The 20,206-nt window shown below is 36.0% G+C and carries 18 protein-coding genes; 9 read left to right on the forward strand and 9 right to left on the reverse strand.

All coding sequences use genetic code 11. The annotated features are described in order from the left end of the window. Positions 1-1,342 (reverse strand): magnesium transporter (mgtE, locus tag C7B62_RS14650; protein WP_106237776.1); only part of this gene is annotated, 1,342 nt, incomplete at its 3' end. Between the two features lie 309 nt (positions 1,343-1,651). Between mgtE and C7B62_RS14655 the strand changes: the two genes are divergently transcribed. After that, complete coding sequence (locus C7B62_RS14655; RefSeq protein WP_106237781.1) at positions 1,652-1,951, forward strand: RNA-binding protein; 300 nt, start codon at positions 1,652-1,654, stop codon at positions 1,949-1,951. A gap of 183 nt (positions 1,952-2,134) precedes the next feature. Here the strand turns inward: C7B62_RS14655 and C7B62_RS14660 are convergent, their stop codons facing one another. The 3 genes from C7B62_RS14660 to C7B62_RS14670 form a co-directional block, all read right to left on the reverse strand. Beyond that, positions 2,135-2,794 carry a response regulator transcription factor gene (locus C7B62_RS14660; RefSeq protein WP_106237851.1) on the reverse strand — a complete coding sequence of 220 codons (660 nt, stop codon included), beginning with the start codon at positions 2,792-2,794 and terminating at the stop codon, positions 2,135-2,137. A gap of 76 nt (positions 2,795-2,870) precedes the next feature. Then, positions 2,871-3,035, reverse strand: coding sequence for a DUF2281 domain-containing protein (locus tag C7B62_RS14665; RefSeq protein ID WP_106237784.1), 165 nt, complete (start codon positions 3,033-3,035; stop codon positions 2,871-2,873). Positions 3,036-3,132: 97 nt separating this feature from the next. Then, positions 3,133-4,254, reverse strand: coding sequence for a sensor histidine kinase (locus C7B62_RS14670; RefSeq protein WP_199194207.1), 1,122 nt, complete (start codon positions 4,252-4,254; stop codon positions 3,133-3,135). Positions 4,255-4,714: 460 nt separating this feature from the next. On the opposite strand from C7B62_RS14670, the gene C7B62_RS14675 reads away from it, so the two are divergent. Genes C7B62_RS14675 through C7B62_RS14685 form a run of 3 tightly spaced genes read left to right on the forward strand, consistent with a single transcriptional unit; the run spans position 4,715 to position 7,675 of the window. Continuing rightward, positions 4,715-4,987, forward strand: a complete 273-nt coding sequence (locus tag C7B62_RS14675) for an HdeA/HdeB family chaperone (protein WP_255414027.1) — start codon at positions 4,715-4,717, stop codon at positions 4,985-4,987. Between the two features lie 52 nt (positions 4,988-5,039). Continuing rightward, positions 5,040-6,407: an efflux RND transporter periplasmic adaptor subunit gene (locus C7B62_RS14680; protein ID WP_106237791.1), complete on the forward strand. Its 1,368-nt coding sequence runs from the start codon at positions 5,040-5,042 to the stop codon at positions 6,405-6,407. Between the two features lie 38 nt (positions 6,408-6,445). Next, positions 6,446-7,675, forward strand: coding sequence for an ABC transporter permease (locus tag C7B62_RS14685; RefSeq protein ID WP_106237794.1), 1,230 nt, complete (start codon positions 6,446-6,448; stop codon positions 7,673-7,675). Between the two features lie 32 nt (positions 7,676-7,707). Here C7B62_RS14685 and C7B62_RS14690 read toward each other — a convergent pair whose 3' ends face one another. Further along, on the reverse strand, positions 7,708-9,474 hold the full coding sequence (locus C7B62_RS14690) for a DGQHR domain-containing protein (protein ID WP_106237798.1): 1,767 nt from the start codon (positions 9,472-9,474) through the stop codon (positions 7,708-7,710). Between the two features lie 94 nt (positions 9,475-9,568). Further along, positions 9,569-9,709 (reverse strand): hypothetical protein, encoded by a 141-nt coding sequence (locus tag C7B62_RS25750; protein WP_158260689.1) that lies wholly within the window; start codon positions 9,707-9,709, stop codon positions 9,569-9,571. A gap of 122 nt (positions 9,710-9,831) precedes the next feature. Here C7B62_RS25750 and C7B62_RS14695 point away from each other — a divergent pair, with 122 nt between their 5' ends. Beyond that, positions 9,832-10,467 carry a LysE family translocator gene (locus C7B62_RS14695; protein ID WP_106237802.1) on the forward strand — a complete coding sequence of 212 codons (636 nt, stop codon included), beginning with the start codon at positions 9,832-9,834 and terminating at the stop codon, positions 10,465-10,467. Positions 10,468-10,694: 227 nt separating this feature from the next. On the opposite strand, the gene C7B62_RS14700 is transcribed toward C7B62_RS14695, so the two are convergent. Then, entirely contained in the window at positions 10,695-11,102 is a 408-nt protein-coding gene (locus tag C7B62_RS14700) for a DUF4332 domain-containing protein (RefSeq protein WP_106237805.1), read from the reverse strand. A gap of 72 nt (positions 11,103-11,174) precedes the next feature. Between C7B62_RS14700 and C7B62_RS14705 the strand changes: the two genes are divergently transcribed. After that, on the forward strand, positions 11,175-12,587 hold the full coding sequence (locus C7B62_RS14705; protein ID WP_106237811.1) for an aminopeptidase P family protein: 1,413 nt from the start codon (positions 11,175-11,177) through the stop codon (positions 12,585-12,587). Positions 12,588-12,769: 182 nt separating this feature from the next. Here the strand turns inward: C7B62_RS14705 and C7B62_RS14710 are convergent, their stop codons facing one another. Then, the gene (locus C7B62_RS14710) at positions 12,770-13,438 is read right to left on the reverse strand and encodes a response regulator transcription factor (protein WP_106237815.1); all 669 of its coding nucleotides are present in this window, start codon (positions 13,436-13,438) and stop codon (positions 12,770-12,772) included. A 185-nt stretch (positions 13,439-13,623) separates the two neighbouring features. Here C7B62_RS14710 and C7B62_RS14715 point away from each other — a divergent pair, with 185 nt between their 5' ends. Further along, a complete protein-coding gene (locus C7B62_RS14715) occupies positions 13,624-15,117 on the forward strand; it encodes an alkaline phosphatase D family protein (protein WP_106237818.1) in 1,494 nt (497 codons plus the stop codon). Here the strand turns inward: C7B62_RS14715 and C7B62_RS14720 are convergent. Continuing rightward, the gene (locus C7B62_RS14720; RefSeq protein ID WP_106237822.1) at positions 15,104-16,384 is read right to left on the reverse strand and encodes a sensor histidine kinase; all 1,281 of its coding nucleotides are present in this window, start codon (positions 16,382-16,384) and stop codon (positions 15,104-15,106) included. The genes C7B62_RS14715 and C7B62_RS14720 overlap by 14 nt on opposite strands. Positions 16,385-16,661: 277 nt before the next feature. Between C7B62_RS14720 and C7B62_RS14725 the strand changes: the two genes are divergently transcribed. Continuing rightward, the gene (locus C7B62_RS14725) at positions 16,662-18,278 is read left to right on the forward strand and encodes a cyclic peptide export ABC transporter (protein ID WP_106237826.1); all 1,617 of its coding nucleotides are present in this window, start codon (positions 16,662-16,664) and stop codon (positions 18,276-18,278) included. Positions 18,279-18,807: 529 nt separating this feature from the next. After that, positions 18,808-20,151, forward strand: coding sequence for an efflux RND transporter periplasmic adaptor subunit (locus C7B62_RS14735; RefSeq protein ID WP_106237833.1), 1,344 nt, complete (start codon positions 18,808-18,810; stop codon positions 20,149-20,151). The last annotated feature ends 55 nt before the right edge of the window (positions 20,152-20,206 follow it).

Consider the following 20,206-nt stretch of genomic DNA (forward strand, 5'->3'; position numbering starts at 1 on the left):
AGTAGATGAGGACTCCTAGGACATCGACAGCAGTGGTGATAAAGGGAGCAGACATTAGGGCTGGATCTAAACCTAAATTACGAAACAAAAAAGGTAATGCCGAACCAGCTACTGAAGCCAAAAGAGCGATCGCAATCAGACTAATTCCTACAGACAAAGCTACTGATATATTTCCCTGAAGAAAATATGCCCAGACAGTCGCCATACTGCCCAAAAGCAAACCCAACAATATACCTGCTGTTGCCTCTCGGAAAATAACTTTGCTTGCCCCCATATTCTGAATTTCATCAGTATTTAAGCCTCTTATGACTACCGTAGAAGACTGTGCGCCAACGTTACCTCCTGTTCCAGTTAAGAGCGGAATAAAGGCTGCCAGAATTACCACCTGTTGTAAGAGATCTTCTTGAGAGCGAATAATTGCGCCTGTGACCGTATTTGTCAGCAGTAAGATTAATAGCCAGACAACACGACGACGAGCAACAGTCCATAAACTAGTTTGAAAATAATTGTCTTTGTCCGACTGTAATCCACCAAGAGCATAAATGTCTTCTGTGGCTTCCCGCTCGATAATATCGATCACATCATCTACTGTAACTACCCCAACTAAACGATCTTCACTATCTACCACAGGCAATGCTACCAAATCGTAACGTTGAATGGTGCGAGCGACTTCTTCTTGATCGGTATCAGTATGAACAAAAACCACATCACGGGTCATAATCTCTACCAGGCTCGTATCTGGCGCTGCGATTACCAAATCTCTTAAAGACACAATCCCTGTAAGCTGCCGAGAGCTACCCGTAACGTAGAGATAGTAGACAACTTCAGAGGCATTAGCCAAGCTTCTAATATGTTCTAAAGTTTGGCTGACGGTTAACGTCTCTTTTAAAGAGATATATTCAGGGGTCATGATTCGCCCTGCTGTATCTTCGCCGTAACCAAGCAAAATAGCTGTAGCCTGACGTTCTTTAGGACTTAATTGAGCTAGGAGACGACGGACTACTTTGGCGGGTAGTTCATCAAACATCCGCGCGCGATCGTCAGGAGACATTTTATCCACAACGTCTAATACTTCCTGTCTTTTAAATTCTTGAATTAGCGCCTGTTGAACATCACTATTTAGATATTCATAAACTTCGATCGCCTCTCCTTTAGAAAGCAACCGAAAAGCAATTAGCTGAATAGCTTCTGGTAAACCCTCAATTGCCTCAGCAATATCTACTGGCTGTACGGGAATTAAGAGAGACTTAGCTCCCTGTAGGTTACCGCTTTCTAACAGTAATTCTAGTTGCGAGCGAACTAATTGCCGTAATTCATTATGTTTAGTTCCATTGGGTGTCATACATTACGTCCATTTATAGGATTTATTATTACTTAATTCATCTGCGCTATCAGCTTGTAAAACACTCTTTATACTACTATTAGCTATTAGATCTGATTCATTTGTTATTTTTTAAGATTATTTCCGTTTTTTAATGAGTCCTTTTAATTTGGCTGTGTTAATGTACTAGAAAATAGAGATTTCAATTCGGTAGACACGTTTGTTTCAATTTGTCATAAGCTCTGGAGTATCTATAGATTGACGATAAATCGGCAAGCTTTCTTTCCCAATATTGATCTCAAAACAATTTCGCAAATCAGGAGACAATCTATGTCAATCTATGTCGGCAACCTTAACTACGAGGTTACTAAAGAAGATCTTACGACTGTTTTTGAAGAATATGGTACTGTATCTAGAGTTTCTCTGCCCTCAGACCGTGAAACTGGTCGTCCTAGAGGATTTGGTTTTGTCGAGATGAGCAGTGATGAAGAGGAAACCAAAGCAATTGAGAGTTTAGATGGTGCAGAATGGATGGGGAGAGAGTTAAGAGTAAATAAAGCCAGACCTCGCGATAATAATCGTGGTAGCGCTGGGAATCGTAGTTTTGAAGGTGCGCCCCGCACTTACTAAAATAGTTGATATCTAGAACAATATTAAGGACGTAGTAGTTGGTAATGAATTAACAAATGATTTAACAATTATCAAGTTACCAAGCTTGAAGCCTCTCCTTGATTGATGTCTCATCTGGGATATTTGCTAAGTGGGGGGTTATTTTATGAGTCAAAATCAAAGATGCCTTGGGATGCGTAGTTGCTATAGCAATCGATACTGAGTCGCTAAGATAGCAGCCTGAGTGCGATCGCGCAAGTTTAATTGACTGAGAATGCTAGTAACATGGGCTTTGACTGTTCTTTCAGAAATGTATAGTTCTTGGGCGATTTCTTTATTACTTGCTCCTTTAGCAATCAAAGATAAAACTTCTTTTTCTCTGGGAGAAAGGGCTTGTAAAGTCTGGGATAATTCTTCAGAAGGGAAATTGTACTGAAATGAGCGAGTTAAAAATTTTTGAAATAAACCAGGCCCTAGTTGAGTATAGCCTTTAGTTGCAGTCCTGATCGCCGATGCGATTTCTTCGATAGCTGTATCTTTTAATAAATAACCTTTAGCCCCAAATTGCATAGCTTGGGTAATATATTCATCATCATCAAAAGTGCTTAACACTAGAACTGGAAGAGAACTAAATTTTTCTGAGAGCTTTTTAATTGCAGCCACCCCATCCATTATAGGCATCCGCACGTCCATTAAAATCAAATCTGGTTGTTCAGGAGTATCATAAAGTTGTTCGACCAGAGCGATCGCAATTTTGCCATTTTCCGCTTCGCCAACTATCTGGAAATCTGCTTGAGATTCTAATAAGCTTCTCAATCCTTGACGGATAATGGTTTGATCGTCTACCAGCAAAATACGAATCATGGTCATTGGCATCGGTGACAATTTAAGATTAATTGTTAGGCATTAATTAAGTAATTTCTACTTTGTAAGTCATAATTTATAAGCCCAGTTCGGTTTTAAAAGCCTCTAAAGAAATAGTTCCTTTTTGTTTAGCTTCTTGTATTTGTTTGATTTTTAGAAACCTTACAAAGTCTAAAATTTCGTTGAGCAATGGTTCTGAGGTTTCTTCTAATTCTTGAAATATTAAATCTTTTGTGTTCATTTGTGTCTATCTGTATTTATCTCTATTTGTTAATAATTTTAAATTTAAGACAATCGCTACGGAAACTTTGTTCAATTTCCCCACTTCACTACTTTCTTTACAATTTATCAACTAAAGGAATAGTAGCGATAATATGACAGCCTTTGCCTGGGAGGCTAATTAAATTAAAATTTCCACCTAAAGCAGTCGTTCTTTCTCGCATTCCTTGAATTCCAAATCCTGTGGTATTTTCTTGGGGGTCAAATCCTGTACCGTTGTCTTGAATTTGTACTTCCAAATAATTAACTACTAATTGTAGGGAAATCTTGACCTCTGTTGCCTCAGAATGTTTGATCATATTAGTTAGTGCTTCTTGCACGATTCGATAAACGGTTGAGGTAGTTTCATTGGGTAAAAGATCGGGGATCTCACTTTGGTAATGGAAAGTAATTTCAGTTCGGTATTCTAAATCTTTGACTAGTTCAGCGATCGCCACTTTTAATGATTTTCCTTGTAAAGGATCAGATCTTAAAGTAGCTACGGAATGACGGACATCTTGCAGTGCATGAGAACCAAGTTTTTTGGCTTCTGCTAAAAATGTTTCGGCGCGATCAAGATTAGAACGTAGATATAATAAGGCATTAGCTAATTGAATATTTTGAGCCGTTAAAGAATGACCTAAAGAATCATGAATTTCACGAGCAATGCGATTACGTTCTTGTAACATCGCTCTATCTTCAATTAATAAAGCATATTTGCGTAGTTGTTTGTTGACAGTTCCTAATTCTTGTCGCGATCGATATTCAGACATTAAGGCATTAACTAATACAAAAACAAACACTGTAATTAGGCAAAATAATATTGTTATATTAATTGCCATATTAATAATTAAAGCTTTTAATTGCCCTTCATTAGAATAAAGCTGATAGATGATTTCTGGTTTTATACCTGGAGTAATAATTGCAGGAACTTGCTGTACATTTAAATTACTAAAACTATTTTTAACCAGTAGATACAGAGAGCCTAAAAACCAAGATAACGAGATCCCTGCTACTATAAAAGAACCAAATCTTTTGAAGGTAAGACAGCCTCTAATTACCATAATTAGTAATAAAGGTAGAAAAAGACGGAGGTTTGTTTCGCCACTAATTTCCGTCAAAGCAATCAAGATAAATCCTAAGCCAATATAAATAATATTTTCCCAATGTTTATCGTTTGGTTGATATATTCCTAAAATCAAAAAGGCGATCGCAAATAAAAATGATATAGGAGAAAAATTAGGATTAATTGCAGGAAAAAATGGTGGAATTTTTAGGTGAGGTAAAGGTACATTGGGAGTACGGAATTGCCCTAAAATACTAATGATAAATAAAATTCACTCTAAATAAAGCAACAAGCGTAGAGGATGGGCTTTGAGTCGATTTGTATATTTCATCATAATTCAGTTGTCAACGCTCAATTAACTCTCCCACAAATTAAAAGCAACTGACAACATATTAGCTATTAAATGTACTAAAGTCTCAATTTTAGTGCTTTTTTCTGTACTAAAGTCTGATGTCAATTTAGGACATTAGATCGAAGTCAACAAGAGCAAAACTTTTTAGTATCAAGGCAGTAATTTAACTTAATAGCAAGATTGATTGATGCTAGCTAAATTTTTTTCTTTTAGAATCTTCAGTACTTTTATCGCAGTTGTTTTGATGTTCTTAGTGATAACAACAAGAGTAGCAAATAGCAGCGAGGAAATTGATATGTCTCAGCTCACCTGCACAGAATTTTTAGCAATGGATAGAATGCCACAAGTAATGAGCCTGGTTTGGTATAACGGTTTTGCTGCTCAAAAACGAGGCACTTTTGTGTTTACACCAGATCGCGATAATCTTTCCGAGCAAAAAGATTCCCTGACAACTGCTTGTGAGGCGAGCGGAAATGATTTAGTGGTAGAACAATTGCCAACTATTTTTAGTTATTAGTTATTAGTTATTAGTTATTGGTCACTTGCTAATTCTAATGATACTTTTATACATGAATAAGATTTCTGATTCATCAATCGAAGAGTCTGAATTAAAAGAGCCAGATTCGTCTTTACTAGATAAAAAATCTGATCAAACAGATCTTGCCAAACCTACTAAAAAGCGATCGCACTGGATAATCATAATTTTAATCGCCTTGATTATTTCAGGCGCAGGTATCTATTTTCTGTCTCGCCGTAAGAATACTCAGCCCAATCTGCAATCTCGTACAGTACCAGTCCAAACTCAATCCCTCCAGGTTAGCTTTGAAGCTAGTGGCACTGTTGAACCGATTACTTCTGTTAATATAAGCCCCAAAACTACTGGTAGATTAACGGCGCTATATGTTGAACAAGGAGACAAAGTAAAAGCTGGGCAACTATTAGCCAGAATGGACTCAGCTAATTTAACAGCCGAATTAGCCCAGGCGCAAGCAGAATATACCAAAGTTTTAAATGGTAATCGCCTAGAAGCAATTGCCAGAGGGAAATCTCAAGTATTATCAGCAAAAGCACAAGCAGATTTAAGTGCTAAAAGACTAGAAAAAAACCGTTGGTTGGCACAAGAAGGGGCGATCGCTCAATTAACTTTAGACGAATATATCAGCACAGACAAAACCGCCCGCGCCAGTTTAGTCGAAGCCCAGGAACAATTACGAGAATTGGAAAACGGCTCACGTCTAGAAGATATCGAACAATCTAAAGCCAAAGTAGCAGCAGCTAAAGCCAAGGTGGATTTAGTTCGCACAGATCTTAATGAGACGGCGATTTACGCGCCTTTTAACGGCATTATCAGCCAAAAATATGCCACTGTTGGGGCGGTTGTTACACCTAACGTCTCTGCTTCTACGACCTCTTCTGCCACCTCCTCTTCGATCTTGTCTATTGCATCAGGATTAGAAGTTAATGTTAATGTCTCCGAAGTTAATATTGCCCAAATTGAACCCAATCAAAAAGTAAAAATTACAGCGGATGCTTATCCCTACCGTGCTTTTCAAGGTCGAGTCAAACACATTGCCCCTGAAGCGATCATCGAGAATAACGTCACTTCCTTTGAAGTCAAAGTAGAACTGATTACAGGCAAAACTGAACTGCGATCAGGCATGAATGTTGATGCAGTTTTTGTCGGTAAAAAGATTGCCAATGCTTTAACAATTCCGACAGTAGCAATTACCACCAATCAAGGTGAAATCGGCGTTATGGTACTAGGCGATCGCAATCAAGCCCAATTTAAACCAGTTAGAGTTGGTTTTAGTGAAGGTGGTCAAACTCAAATTATTCAAGGTTTAAAAGCGAGCGATAAGCCTGACGGCATGGCTTCGCTACGCGTTTTCATTGATTTTCCCCCTGGGCAAACTCCTTTGAGAACAGGATTACCGTAGAAATTTAATTACTATCTACTACCTACTACCTAATCCTAATGAGTGCATATTTTTTAGAAAATATCAATATGGCAAGCAAAACCCTCTTTGCCAATAAACTAAGAAGTGGTTTGACGATGCTAGGAGTAATAATTGGTAATGCTTCGGTCATCGCGATGGTTGCAGTGGGACAAGGGGGACAGAGATATATTAATCAGCAATTTGAGTCATTAGGCACAAATGTTTTATTTGTTAGCCCTGGTGTAGACCAAAGAGGCCCTCAAGCAGGAGTAGTGCAAGCTAATACTCTAGTACTGGAAGATGCCGAGGCGATCGCCCAGGAAGTTCTGGCCATAACTGCTGTTGCCCCAGAAAAGAGCGAACGTTTGCGAGTTACTTATGGTAACAAAGAGACTCAGGTAACTATTACTGGTACAACCCCAGAATATCCTACGGTTAGAGATGTGCAAGTTGCTCAGGGAGAATTTTTTAATATATTAGATATTCAAACGAGCGATCAGGTAGCTGTATTAGGTAGTGACACTGCCCGTACTCTCTTCGGTAAGCAAAATCCCCTCGGTCAAAAAATTCGGATTCGCAACCTTGGCTTTAAAGTCATTGGCGTGATGGCAGAAAAAGGTGCATCTTTGGGACAAAACCAAGATGAAGCGGTTTTTATACCCATTATGGTCATGGCAAATCAAATTACAGGACAAGAAGCCAATAGCAATAGCCCTACTCTCCAGTCAATTGCTGTTATGACCAAAAATCCTGAAAGTTCCAGTGCTGCACAATATCAAATTACTAATCTTTTGCGTCTGCGCCACAATCTTATTAAAAGCGAAGATGATTTTACCGTCCGTAGTCAACAAGATTTAATGGAAACTGCTAATCGCGTCTCTGATATTATGGTTCTAGTCTTGGGGGCAACTGCTGGTATTTCTCTAGTAGTCGGCGGTATTGGCATTATGAATATCATGCTGGTATCGGTGGTCGAACGTACCAAAGAAATCGGCTTACGCAAAGCATTGGGGGCAACTGGTAGCGATATTTTAATTCAGTTCACCATTGAGGCAATTATTTTATCTACCGTTGGTGGCTTAATTGGTATTGGTTTAGGTGTCGGAGGCACAATAGCTGTAGCTACTCTCACTCCCTTAGAAGCTGTAGTTAGTTTTCAGGCAATCTTCATCGCCCTGACTGTTTCTGGGGCAATTGGTTTATTTTTTGGCGTTTTCCCTGCTCGTAATGCAGCACAGCTAGATCCAATTATTGCTTTAAGAAGTTAAATCAGATGGTGTATGATTTTCCAGCGATCGCTTTAATTGATATCTTGAATAGAGACAGGATTTTTGCGATTTTGTTCTAAAAAAGTACAGGTTTTTTTAGGAGAAGAACTAGCATCTGGAATTTTAGCATCTTTTGAATAAAACAAAGGCTCAGTTGATTTATCAATTTGAAATGTATCTATTTCACGTAGTTTTATGACATTAGCTTTTATTTTGTTAAGTTCATCTTTTACTTGATTCCAATCTAAACCTTCTTCAATAAATATACTTAGTAAATCTACAAATCCAGCCCAAAATTTTGAATAGACAAAAGAAGATTTAATTTCTTTTTTATCTTTTAGTTTATCATTTTCAAAGGTATAAAAAATTTCATTAAAATATCTCTCAAAAGTAGTTGTCCCTTTTTCAACCAATATTTCTTTCTGCGATAGAGCTAGAATATTACAGTCAAACAGCTTCTCATATCCAGCTCTTTTAAGTTTTGTTTTTTCGGTTCTTGCATTTTCAAGCTTTTTGATTTTTGCTAAACTGGTTATTTTTTTAATTGCGTCAATAATTGTTCCTGCGTCTACAATGCCTTTATTAATTTTATCTGAATTAATATCAAAGAATGAGCTAAATTTTTTGCGACTATTCATTGTAACTATAATTTTTGTAGCAATAACTTTAGGATCATCGCTCCCTAATTCATAGGCGATTTGATCGAGATGAGATATTTCTACTCGTGTTTGATTAATATTAACTTCTACAAATATTTTGGCACTGTATTTACCAATGAGTTTTTCATCAGAGACTTTAAAATTGATGGCAGTTACCTGTATTTTGCAATCATTTTGAATGATAGACTTGATACTTTCATCAGCATAGGAAAAGAGTCTATGTTGACCGTCAGTTATAGAAATACTTCCATATTTTTTGGGTATATGTAAATAATAATTTTCTGTTCCATCTTTAGTATATTTACATTCTTTAGAAAGAACAACTAAAATATTAGATGGAAACATAAAGTCTGGATCATTTAACAAATTTTTCCTTATTGTTTTTAACTTATCACTATTCAACAATCTTTGATAATTATATGTATTGTCTTGCATTGAAGGTAGTTCATCTTTTCTATGTACATGAGCTATCTCAAGCAAATCATACGGAGATATAGTAAAAGTATATAAATCAGATAAAGGAATATCTTTGCTACTAATTTTTTTGTTCTTGCTTATAAGAAGAGAATTGTTTTTTTCAGAAATTGCGATGGCATTATTAGTAAAACTGTTAACATTAAAATTACTTAAAAAATAATTTTGTGTCCATCTACCAATTGTTTCAGAATATTCAATAACTTTTAAAAAGTCAGATTTATAAAATACAGCGATGTCTTTTATTTCCGACAAACTTACATCACATTTTTCTTTTTTTGTAGTAATAAAAAAAGCTTTGATTGAATCTATTTCTCTAAAAGGTCTTATATCCTTTTGTTGAATACCTAGTTTTATCCAAAAAGCTTCCGAAAATTCTATATTTTTTATTATATTAATTTGCTTGATAAATTTATCATATTTTTTCTTAATTTTTTCTTTGTCATCTCGTGCTGTTATTTCACCTATTAGACAAATTTTATTATTGGGAATAATATAATCAAATTCAATATGCTCATTCTCCGCATATCCTGAAGCTATAGTACTAAGTCTTATTTGACCTAGAGAAGAAAAGCAAGTTAGTCCAATGTTATTGAAAATTTTATTCCCATATTCTTCGAGTTCTTTCCCTTCTAATTTTTGTAATGATTCTTGATCTAGATTCATAGATTATTTCCTACTCCACAGAAAGAACTTTATCATCAACGTGATCAAATAAAGCGATCGCAACCACTGGTACTTTATTATCTAGCAAAGCGATCTAACTTGGAAGCTGACGCAACCGTTCAATAATTTCATCGATTTTTTCATTAGATAAAGTTTGAATCGCCGCTACTCCTATTTTAATTTCTGCTTGGGTATTCATAACGCGATCGCCTTTCTGCGTCAACGACTCGAACAAAGTGGTGCGCCGAAAAGTTTAACCAGACAATCACCCTGAAATGTAAATTAAGCTTGTATTCTCATCAAACTCAAAACTAGACTGATAATATCGTTCAAGTTTTGTTTCTAATCAAAAAGAAAATGTTTGGAACTCACAATCTGTCGGCTTTTCTCCTATCTAGTTTCTTACTCTGGATTACTCCTGGCACAGATACAATGTATATCCTGGCTCGAAGTATTTCCCAAGGTCATCAAGCTGGATTAATCTCAGTGTTGGGTGTTAGTAGTGGTATTTTGATTCACACTACATTTGCTGCGTTTGGTTTGTCTGCGCTTTTAGCAACTTCCGCTTGGGCATTTACAACAATCAAGATTGTTGGGGCTGTATATCTGATTTATCTCGGTCTTCAAGCTTGGTTGAAAAAGTCTCAACCTTTGTCTACTTTAGAAATTAATTCAATGAGTAGCTGGCAAATTTATCGTCAGGGAGTTGTAACTAATGTCCTCAATCCTAAAGTGGCAATCTTCTTTCTCGCATTTCTCCCACAATTTGTTGAGCCGACAGCAGGTTTTGGAGCATTACCGTTTTTATTGTTGGGTATTTTGTTCGTGACTGGTGGCACAGTATGGTGCTTGCTACTAGCTGGATTTGCTGCAATGGCAACCAATACCCTGAGAGAAAAAAAGCAAGTTTCAGGCTGGTTAGAGCGAATTACAGGGTGTGTATATATTGGATTAGGTTTAAATCTGTTAAGAAGTAAATCTCAACCAACTTAAATTGAGCTGGTAATACCAAAATAGAAAATTAAAAGAAGTCAGAAAATTAACCCATTTGCGAAGCTACATGCGGCTTATGCGCAGCGGGACGCGACGTAAGGAGCTAATCCTTTAGGGCTTGCACTTATCGCATTGAGTGTACCCTTTAGGGCAAGCCTTTGTCCTTTAGGACTACCTACTACCTACTACCTACTACCTAGTCTTAGCAGATTGATTAGTGCGTAACATCAGTTACTGAGTATTTTTGCCTCTTCTATCCATTGTCTTACTTGTACTACTGATGGCGTTAAATCTTTTCGACCGATAGTTGTTACCTGTAAGCGAACAATCTGGCGATGTAATTGAGGAAAAGGAGTTTGAGCGAGTTGCACTACGGAAACTATTCCTGCGTGCAGTATTAATCCACAATATTGGTTGCCGACGCTAGGAATACGCGCTAAATCCGCTAGAGCAATCCATTTATTAAGATGTTTCAAGTGCAACTTAAGTTTACTAGCTAAATCTATTTTTGATTCTAGAGTTTTAGTCTGTTGGAGTAAATCGAGAGTATTTTCTATTTCCTGAGCCTTTAACAGTTTTTGTTCGGATAACATTAATCCTGGTAAAAGATCTATCGACCAATATTGAGGTTGCATGGCTTTGATTAATTGACAGTGGAGAATGAGAATTATCTATACTAATTGGTATTGATGAGTAACAGAAATAAAATGGTTGTCTTGACTACCGTAAGCGATCGCGAAGCCTACTCGAATGGGTGTAATCCCTCCTTGATTGAAGGTTTAAAACAAAGAAGAGTAAAACTAGCGCAGCTAATTAAACATCCAGTTATTTTATGGTCTGGTAATTTTATCGGGCGCAATTTTCCCGCCAACAAGCTGCCCTTTCGTGCTAGTAGCCATTTTCTCTATTTTGCTGGTATTCCCTTACACAACGCAGCTATTCGTCTATCAGCGGGAGAATTAGAATTATTTATTGATAATCAAACACCAGAAACAACTTTGTGGCATGGTGCAGCACCAGATAGAGAGGAAATAGGTGCAATGATTGGCGCAGAGCGAACATATCCTTTGGCTGATTTAGCTAGTAAAACAACAGGTGCAGCTACGATCGCTCTTCAGGATTTGGCTACCTATCAACAACAGTGTCAATTACTAAATCGCCCCGTGGCTTTGTCTCATCAAGCAGCTAATCTGGATTTAGAACTTGCTCAAGCATTGGTAAAATTGCGATCGCGCCACGATGACTTGGCATTACAAGAATTACGCTTTGCCGCTGCGGTATCAGTCAAAGCACACCAAGCAGGAATGAAGGTAACTAAAAATGTCACCACTGAAGCCGAAATACGTGGCGCAATGGAAGGGGTAATCATAGCTCATAATCTGACTTGTGCTTACAACAGTATTGTCACCGTACAGGGAGAAGTTTTACATAACGAGTCTTATCACCATCAGCTACAGCCAGGCGATCTCTTACTCGCCGATGTGGGGGCAGAAACTGCTAACGGCTGGGCGGCAGATATTACACGCACCTGGCCAGTTTCTGGTAAGTTTTCCAGTACCCAAAAAGATATCTACGAAGTAGTTTTGCAAGCTCATGATGATTGCATTGCCAAACTACAGCCTGGAGTAGAGTATCAAGACATTCATTTACTCGCAGCGTTAGTAATTGCTACAGGTTTAGTCGATTTAGGCATTCTCCAAGGTAAGCCTGAAGATTTAGTAGCAATAGATGCTCACGCTTTATTTTTTCCTCATGGTGTTGGACATCTGCTGGGTTTAGATGTGCATGACATGGAAGACTTAGGAGATGTGGCAGGATACGAACTAGGAAGAAGTAGAAGCGATCGCTTTGGCTTGGGTTATCTGAGATTAAACCGCCCTCTCCAGTCAGGAATGCTCGTCACTATTGAACCAGGTTTCTATCAAGTGCCAGCAATTTTAAATGATGCAAATTTTCGCCATAAGTATCAGGATGTAGTTAATTGGGAACGTTTGACTCAGTTTGCTGATGTTAGGGGCATCCGCATTGAAGACGATGTTTTAATCACCGAATCTGGGGTAGAAGTCTTAACTGCGGAGTTGCCAACCAAGATAGAAGAAATCGAGAGTTTAGTATCATGAGTATTTGGTTAAACTTTGGTAATACCAATTCTCGAAAATAACAAGAGATTTAGGACAGGTTAAGCTTTTAGCTTTGATCGAAGGGAATCCTTTAGGATAGCTTTTATGGATATTTGAGCCTTTTCCTTGACTCTCAGAATATTTTTGATCTTTCCAGCTACTTTTAGGAATTGGTATTATTTTTAGGAAAAATCAATTACTTCAACTTGATTAAACATCAAGGCTGCTTGAGTGCGATCGCGCAAACCTAATTTACTCAAGATACTAGTAACATGATTTTTGACTGTTTTTTCGGAAATATATAATTCTTGGGCAATTTCGCGGTTATTTGCCCCAGTCGCAATTAAATTTAACACCTCTTTTTCTCTGGGGGAGAGTTCAGCTAGCTGTTGGGTAGTAGCAACGTTAGCAATTTCTGGTTGAGTAGTATGTTGCAACATTTTTTCTAGTAAACCCGAACCCATGTAGGTATTATTTTTATTAACCACCCGAATTGCGATCGCTAAATCTTCGGGCGGACTGTCTTTGAGAAGATAACCCTTTGCCCCATAATTCATGGCTTGAGAGATATATTCATCATCGTCAAAAGTAGTCAGAATTAAGATTTTAATTTCTGGATAATGTTTTTTTAATTCTATGGTAGTGGCTACACCATCCATCACAGGCATCCGCACATCTAATAAAATTACATCTGGTAGTTGAGATTGTTGTTGAAGAGAAGCAATTATATCCAAGGCTTCCTGTCCATTGGCTGCATCCCCGACTACAGTTAAATCTGCTTGGAGTTCTAATAGACTTTTTAGCCCATGTCTGATGATAGTTTGATCGTCAACAATAAATAAGCGAATCATGATTAAGTAGCAGTAGGGGCATACGACCGTTCGCCCGTATAAGTAGCAAGTGAGAAGGTCATTACCAAAACTAAATTTTATCTCTTTTGATGTTTTAAATTTATTTATTCCTACCTAATAATGTCTGAAAGGTAATATCAAGCAATATAATCTAGAAAAAATTTAATATTTTGATAATATTGACTATGCAAAAAACCTGGATTTATCAACAATTTAATCGCAGAGTATTTTTGGCAATACTTTTTTCCATGCTTACGTCCAGAAAAAAGTATGTTGCAGGTGAACTAAACAATACTAAATGTGATTGGTGTTGGATTGGTGCAGTAACGAATAACACAATTACTATCAAAGCCAAACTTAATAATCAAGTTCAAGAAGAAAAGAATTATATTCAAATTTATTATAGTAAAAATCTTAATTTAAGTCCTAATAATAAAAAAGTAATTAAAGTCAAAGCAACTTCATTAACTAATCAAATAGCTACATTTAATTTGGTTGAATTAGAAGAAAATACTTTATATCACTATGTAATTATCGCAGATGGTCGAAGATATCCCAGCCAAGAAACACTGAAATTTAAAACAGTAAAAGTTAATAAACAATACAGTTTTACTATTGGTTGTTCTTCCTGTGCAGGAGGTACTATTGAGCAATTTATAAGTTCAGGAGTAAGTAATAGTCAAGTTTTTGATGTTATCCGCCAATATAAATATAAAGATGAGAATGAGCAAGATTCTAATTTAGCAATGTTTATTCATATGGGAGATTTGCATTACAGAAATGATATAAATTTCTTGGGGTTAAAAGAAAAAAATCTTGATGACTATAGAAAAAATTTTGATTTAGTAATGACACAAAATAGACAAAAAAATCTTTATCAAAATATTCCTCTTGCATACATTTGGGACGATCATGACTACGGAACTAACGATTCTGATAGTTCTTATGAGTTCAAATATATTGCCAGTCAAGCTTATAGAGAACAATTCCCTCACTATCCCTTACCAGAGACATTAGACGAAGTAAAAGCTCAAGGTGCGATCTATCAGTCTTTTGTGATCGGCAGAGTAAGATTTATTATGACTGACAGTCGTTTCTATCAGGATTCTAGCGAAATCAAAGACAATATAAATAAAACTCTTTTAGGAAATAATCAAAAAGAGTGGTTTTTCGAGCAATTAAAAAAAGGAAAACAAAATCAACAAAATAATACAGAAGGATTAATAATATGGGTTAATAGTATTCCTTGGATAGTAAAACAAGATGATGCTCAAACTAAGTCATGGAATAAATTTCATCAAGAAAGGGAAAAAATCGCCAATTTTATTAAAAAGAATAATATTAATAAATTACTAATGATTTCAGGAGATGCTCATATGTTAGCAATTGATGATGGAAAAGAAGGTTCAATTAATAACTATGCAACCAATGGTGGTGGTTCTTTTCCTATAATTCATGCTGCTGCTTTAGATAGTAAACCATCCCTCAAAGGAGGCCCTTATAATGGAAAAAAATATACGATTAATTCAGCAATAGAAGAGAGTGAAAATGGTGCTATTAAAGGTAAAGAACAATGGGGATTATTAAATTTTATAGATGATGGTAGCCAGATTGAAGTAAAGGTTGAATTAAAAAGAATGAAAATGACATTGATTAAACATACTTTTATTTTTGGTTAATCAATATTTTATCAGTAAATCTATTAAAGGGAATATGAATGGTGATATTACAGCCACAGTTAAAATTGCTATTTATTTCTATTTTTCCTTCTAAAGCCAGCACTCTTTCTCTCATTCCTTGGAGTCCGAAACCAGTAGTATTTTGATTAGGATTAAAACCTTTACCATTATCTTTAATTAATAAATATAGATGGTCAGGAAAAGTTTGTAACTCTACCTTAACTGCTTGTGCCTCACTATGTTTAACAATATTAGTTAAAGCTTCTTGAATAATTCGATAGACAGTTAATTTAATTTCTTCGGTTAGAGAATGATTGAGGGCAATAGTACGATCGGGAATAATTTTAGTTCTACTCGAAAATTCTTGAAATAATAAAGCGATCGCAGCTTCTAAACTTTTTCCTTCTAAAGGATCGCTGCGCAGAGTAGAAACAGAGTGACGAATGTCTTTGAGAGCTTTTCTGACTAATTCTTGAGATTCAACTAAAAATTGATAAGCTTTATCTGGTTGAGATTGCCAAAAGGCGATCGCATTATTTAATTGTATGGTTTGAGCGGTTAAAGCATGACCTATAGAATCATGGATTTCACGGGCAATACGGTTACGTTCGTTGACAGCAGCGCGATCTTCAGCTTGTATTGCATATTGACGTAGTTGTTCACGCGCTTGGGCTAATTGTTGTTGACTTTGATATTCTTTTAGTAAAGCATTAACTAATATGCAGATAAAAGTTATTGATAGCCCATTTACAAACAAATAACTAATATTACTGATGTTACTGCGTATTTGAAATTCTGCAAAACTAACAGCTTGATATTGAGATAATATGTCTTGAAACTCTGTAAAGCTGGTAATGTATGTCAATGAGGGAATGACACAAATAAATACCAAAATATTAGCCAACTGGCGTTCCTTTGATTTAAAAATTAGACAGTTACGCATTGTCACAATCAAATAAGGAGTCAAAAGAGGCAATATTTGTTGATTAATAGTAGTTGGTAGCAAAATTAATCCTAATTGAAGGATTACATATAGCCATTTATTTGATGTTTTCTGAGTAGGTAATTTTAAGCCTATTAAGCCTAAGCTTAACAAACAAAAAAAAGAAAGTATTGATGATAAGAAAACTGATACAGAAGCTTGGTAGTTTTGCCCCCAAAGAAAACTATCGGGTAATTCTCCTAAAATTGCTAAGCTTAATAAAATCCATTCTAACCAGAGAAATAAACCGAAAGGATAGGTTTTTAGTTGCTTGAGGCGATTCATGAAGATTATATAGTTGCAATTGCTTTTTAGATTTTAGCGTATGCGATCGCTGTTTTACTTTGCTAGAGTCTTAAGTCTCAATTTCATAGTTTAGCAATAGTGCTAAAGTCCTAATTTATTTTCTGACCTAAGTCATAACCACTTTAGGACTTCCGCTTCATGTGTTTTCCTGATGTCAAATCCTAAAATTTAACTTGGTCAAAAATTTGCGATCAAAGTAAAAAGAAAAAGACAAGAGTTGTGCTGGAAAATAAATTAATAGTTTAGTTTAACAATCATGAATATTATTCGCTTGCTCGTTAGTAATTCCTGGCTCACGTTAATCTTAGCTATTTTTATGGGTGCTGCTAGTGGTGGGTGTAGCACTTTATTGTTAGCACAGATTAATAACGGTATCAATAGTAATAATTTGCTAAGTAATTACTTATTAATTAGCTTTATTAGCTTAGTATTGGTCACAGTTATAACTAATATTTTAGCTTATTATCTCTTAGTAAGATTATCTCAATCTGCGGTCTATAAATTAAGATTGAGCTTAAGTCAGAAAATTTTAGCTTCTCCATTACGAAATTTAGAGCAATTAGGAGCTAGCAAATTACTTGCGACTCTTACCAAAGATATTAATTCTATTTCTAATGCAGTTTTAGTTCTACCATTTTTATGTATTAATTTAGCTTTAGTTATTGGCTGTTTGATCTATTTAGCTTGGCTTTCTTGGTCGGTATTTCTGATTACAATTACAATTTTAATCATTGGTCTTTTAATTGTTCAATTACTACTCAGTAAAGCTTATCGACTTTTTGAACAAGCTAGACAAATTGAAGATAAACTTTTTAAAAACTTTACTGCCATTACCGAAGGTACTAAAGAGCTAAAATTAAATCGTTATCGTCGAGATGCTTTTTTGGCAAGTGAACTAGAAGTCAATGCTGCTGAATCTCAACAAGCTAATATAAATAGTATGACAATTATCGCGATCGCCGATGGCAATGCGCAATTACTATTTTTTCTGCTTTATGGGTTACTAATTTTTGCTTTACCACAATTTCAACAGATTGAAACTAACATTCTTTCAGGTTATATCGTAACTTTAACTTATTTGATGCGTCCTCTAGAAAGTATTTTTGAAATCTTACCTAGTATTAGTCAAGCTAGTGTTGCTTTAAAGAAAATTGATACTTTAGGTTTATCGTTAGTAGATAAAGCAGAAAATTTAGCGATAACGAGTAATTATAATTTAGCTTTTACTCATAGTTTAGAACTTAAAAATATTACTCATACTTACTATAGAGAAAAAGAAGAAAATAATTTTACTATTGGAGCAATAGATTTAACTTTGTATCCCCAAGAAATAGTATTTATTATTGGTGGTAATGGTAGCGGTAAATCAACTTTAGGGAAATTAATTGCTGGCTTGTATATTCCCGAAGCAGGAGAAATTTTAGTTAATGGTAAGTTAATCACCGAAGCAAATCGAGAAAGTTATCGTCAGTTATTTGCTGCTGTTTTTGCTGATTTTTATTTGTTTGAAAATCGGCTGGGAATAGCTCAAGATGATCTCGATCTTAAAACCAAAAATTATTTACAAAAACTTCAGTTAGACAAAAAAGTAACTATTAATAATAATAAGTTTTCCACTCTTGAATTATCCCAAGGACAGAGAAAAAGATTAGCCTTATTAACAGCTTATTTAGAAGATCGCCCAATTTATTTATTTGATGAATGGGCAGCAGAACAAGATCCTTACTTTCGAGAAATATTTTATCAGCAACTTTTACCAGAATTAAAACAAAGAGGTAAAACAGTAATAGTAATTACTCACGACGATCGCTATTTTGATTTAGCTGATAGACTGATTAAATTGGATTATGGGCAGATAGTTGAAAATTATTAGCTAAAGTAATTTGAAGTTATTGATTTAATATCATTGGCTGACTATAGGTCATTTGAAGATTATTTTGAAAAGTATCAGCCAAACTGATCACAATTCACCTCTGCCTATCTTAGTCTTACAATAAGCCCGATTATAGCCAAATGCTCTTACACTTTAAAATGAATCTTAAGTCCTAATCTATACGAAGTATTTGTCGGACTAAAGTCCTAATCAGTTAGGGTATTAAGACTCATGTGGAGAATATTAGCAAGCTTATAAAATTTAAGTATATAAAAATCCTGTGTAAGAAAATGTGTCTGTTTACAATATTTTGGCAACAGAGTTATTTATTAGTTATTAATAATTGGGACGAAGTTGAATATTATGGTATTTATGAGCCAAATATAATTAGTGTAACGAGCAGTCTAATTTTCTTTAAGTTAATTGAACATGGAGCAGAAATAATCTTTAAATTCATACTTTCAAAGGTAACAAAGGAAATATTTATTAATTAAATTATCAGCTATTTTTTTGATAAGAAAAAGCGAAAATGAAATTATTATCTTTAAACAAAATTAATTTGCTGATTCCCTGGTTTGGAGGCTTAGTTTTAATTGGCATAAGTGCGATCGCAACTATTAATTATCTAAACAACAAAGATAATCTATCCTCAGAATTAATTGCTAGTCAGACTATACCAGTTAAATCTCAAAACCTAACCGTACAAATTCAAGCTAATGGAACGGTACAAGCATTGCGCACTAATAATCTCAGCCCCGATGAACCAGGCAGAATCGCTAAGCTGGAGATCAAAGAAGGCGATCGCGTTAGTCAAGGACAAGTGATTGCGCAGATGGATAGCGATCGCATACAAGCACAGGTTAATCAATACCAAGCTGCACTACAAAAAGCCGAAGCAAATTTAGCCCAAGTCAAGGCGGGAAATCGCCCCGAAGCGATCGCTGCTGCTGAAGCTAGAGTGAAAACTGCTCAAGCTAATGTAGCTGTCGCGCAAGAAAAGTTAAGGCGTACCCAATCAGAGAAACAACGCAATCAATTATTAGTCGATCAAGGCGCAATTTCTATTAATAAGTTTGAAGAATTTACCAGCCAGGAAGCAGAAGCACAGGCAAACTTGGAGGCACAATTAGCTCAACTTGCTGAACAACAACAAAACTTAGCCGAAACGAAACAAGGCTCTCGGATCGAAGAGATCGCTCAAGCCCAAGCCGAACTAGCCGAAGCTAAAGCTGAACTAGCATCAGTCCAAATTCAGTATCATAAAACCACAGTGCGCGCACCCTTTGCAGGGATTATCACTCGTCGTTATGCTGAAAAAGGAGACTATGTAGATTCAACTACGGCAGCTTCCGATACCGAAGGGGCAACTTCTACTTCAATTGCCGAACTGGCTAGCGGGTTGGAAATTGAAGCTAAAATACCTGAAGCTAATATCGCTCAAATTAAGCTTGGTCAAACTGTCAATATCCAGGTAGATGCTTATAGTAATGAAACCTTTAAGGGCAAGGTAAGTCTGATCGCTCCCAGAGCAGTTAAAGATAACAACGTCACGTCTTTTCGAGTTAAAGTTGCGCTGATAACTGGATTAGAAAAACTTCAGTCGGGCATGAATACCAGACTTACTTTTGTTGGCGAGCCAATTATAGATGCAATCACAATTCCTTTAGCAACGGTGGTTACTCAAGCTGATGGTAAGACAGGGGTTTATCTTGCTGATGCTGAAAATAAAGCCCAGTTTCAACCAATAAAATTAGGTGCGGCTAGTGGCGATCGCGTTGAGATTTTAGCGGGTTTAACCAAGGGCGATCATATCTTTACTTCTCCACCACCCAACGTCACCATCGAAGGTGTGGATACAGTCAATTTTGAATAAATTTTTGGGTAGGGGCGAACAGCAGTTCTCCCCTACAGGTTGTAATTATTAAACT

Source organism: Pleurocapsa sp. CCALA 161 (assembly GCF_003003995.1).
Classification (GTDB): Bacteria; Cyanobacteriota; Cyanobacteriia; order Cyanobacteriales; family Xenococcaceae; genus Waterburya.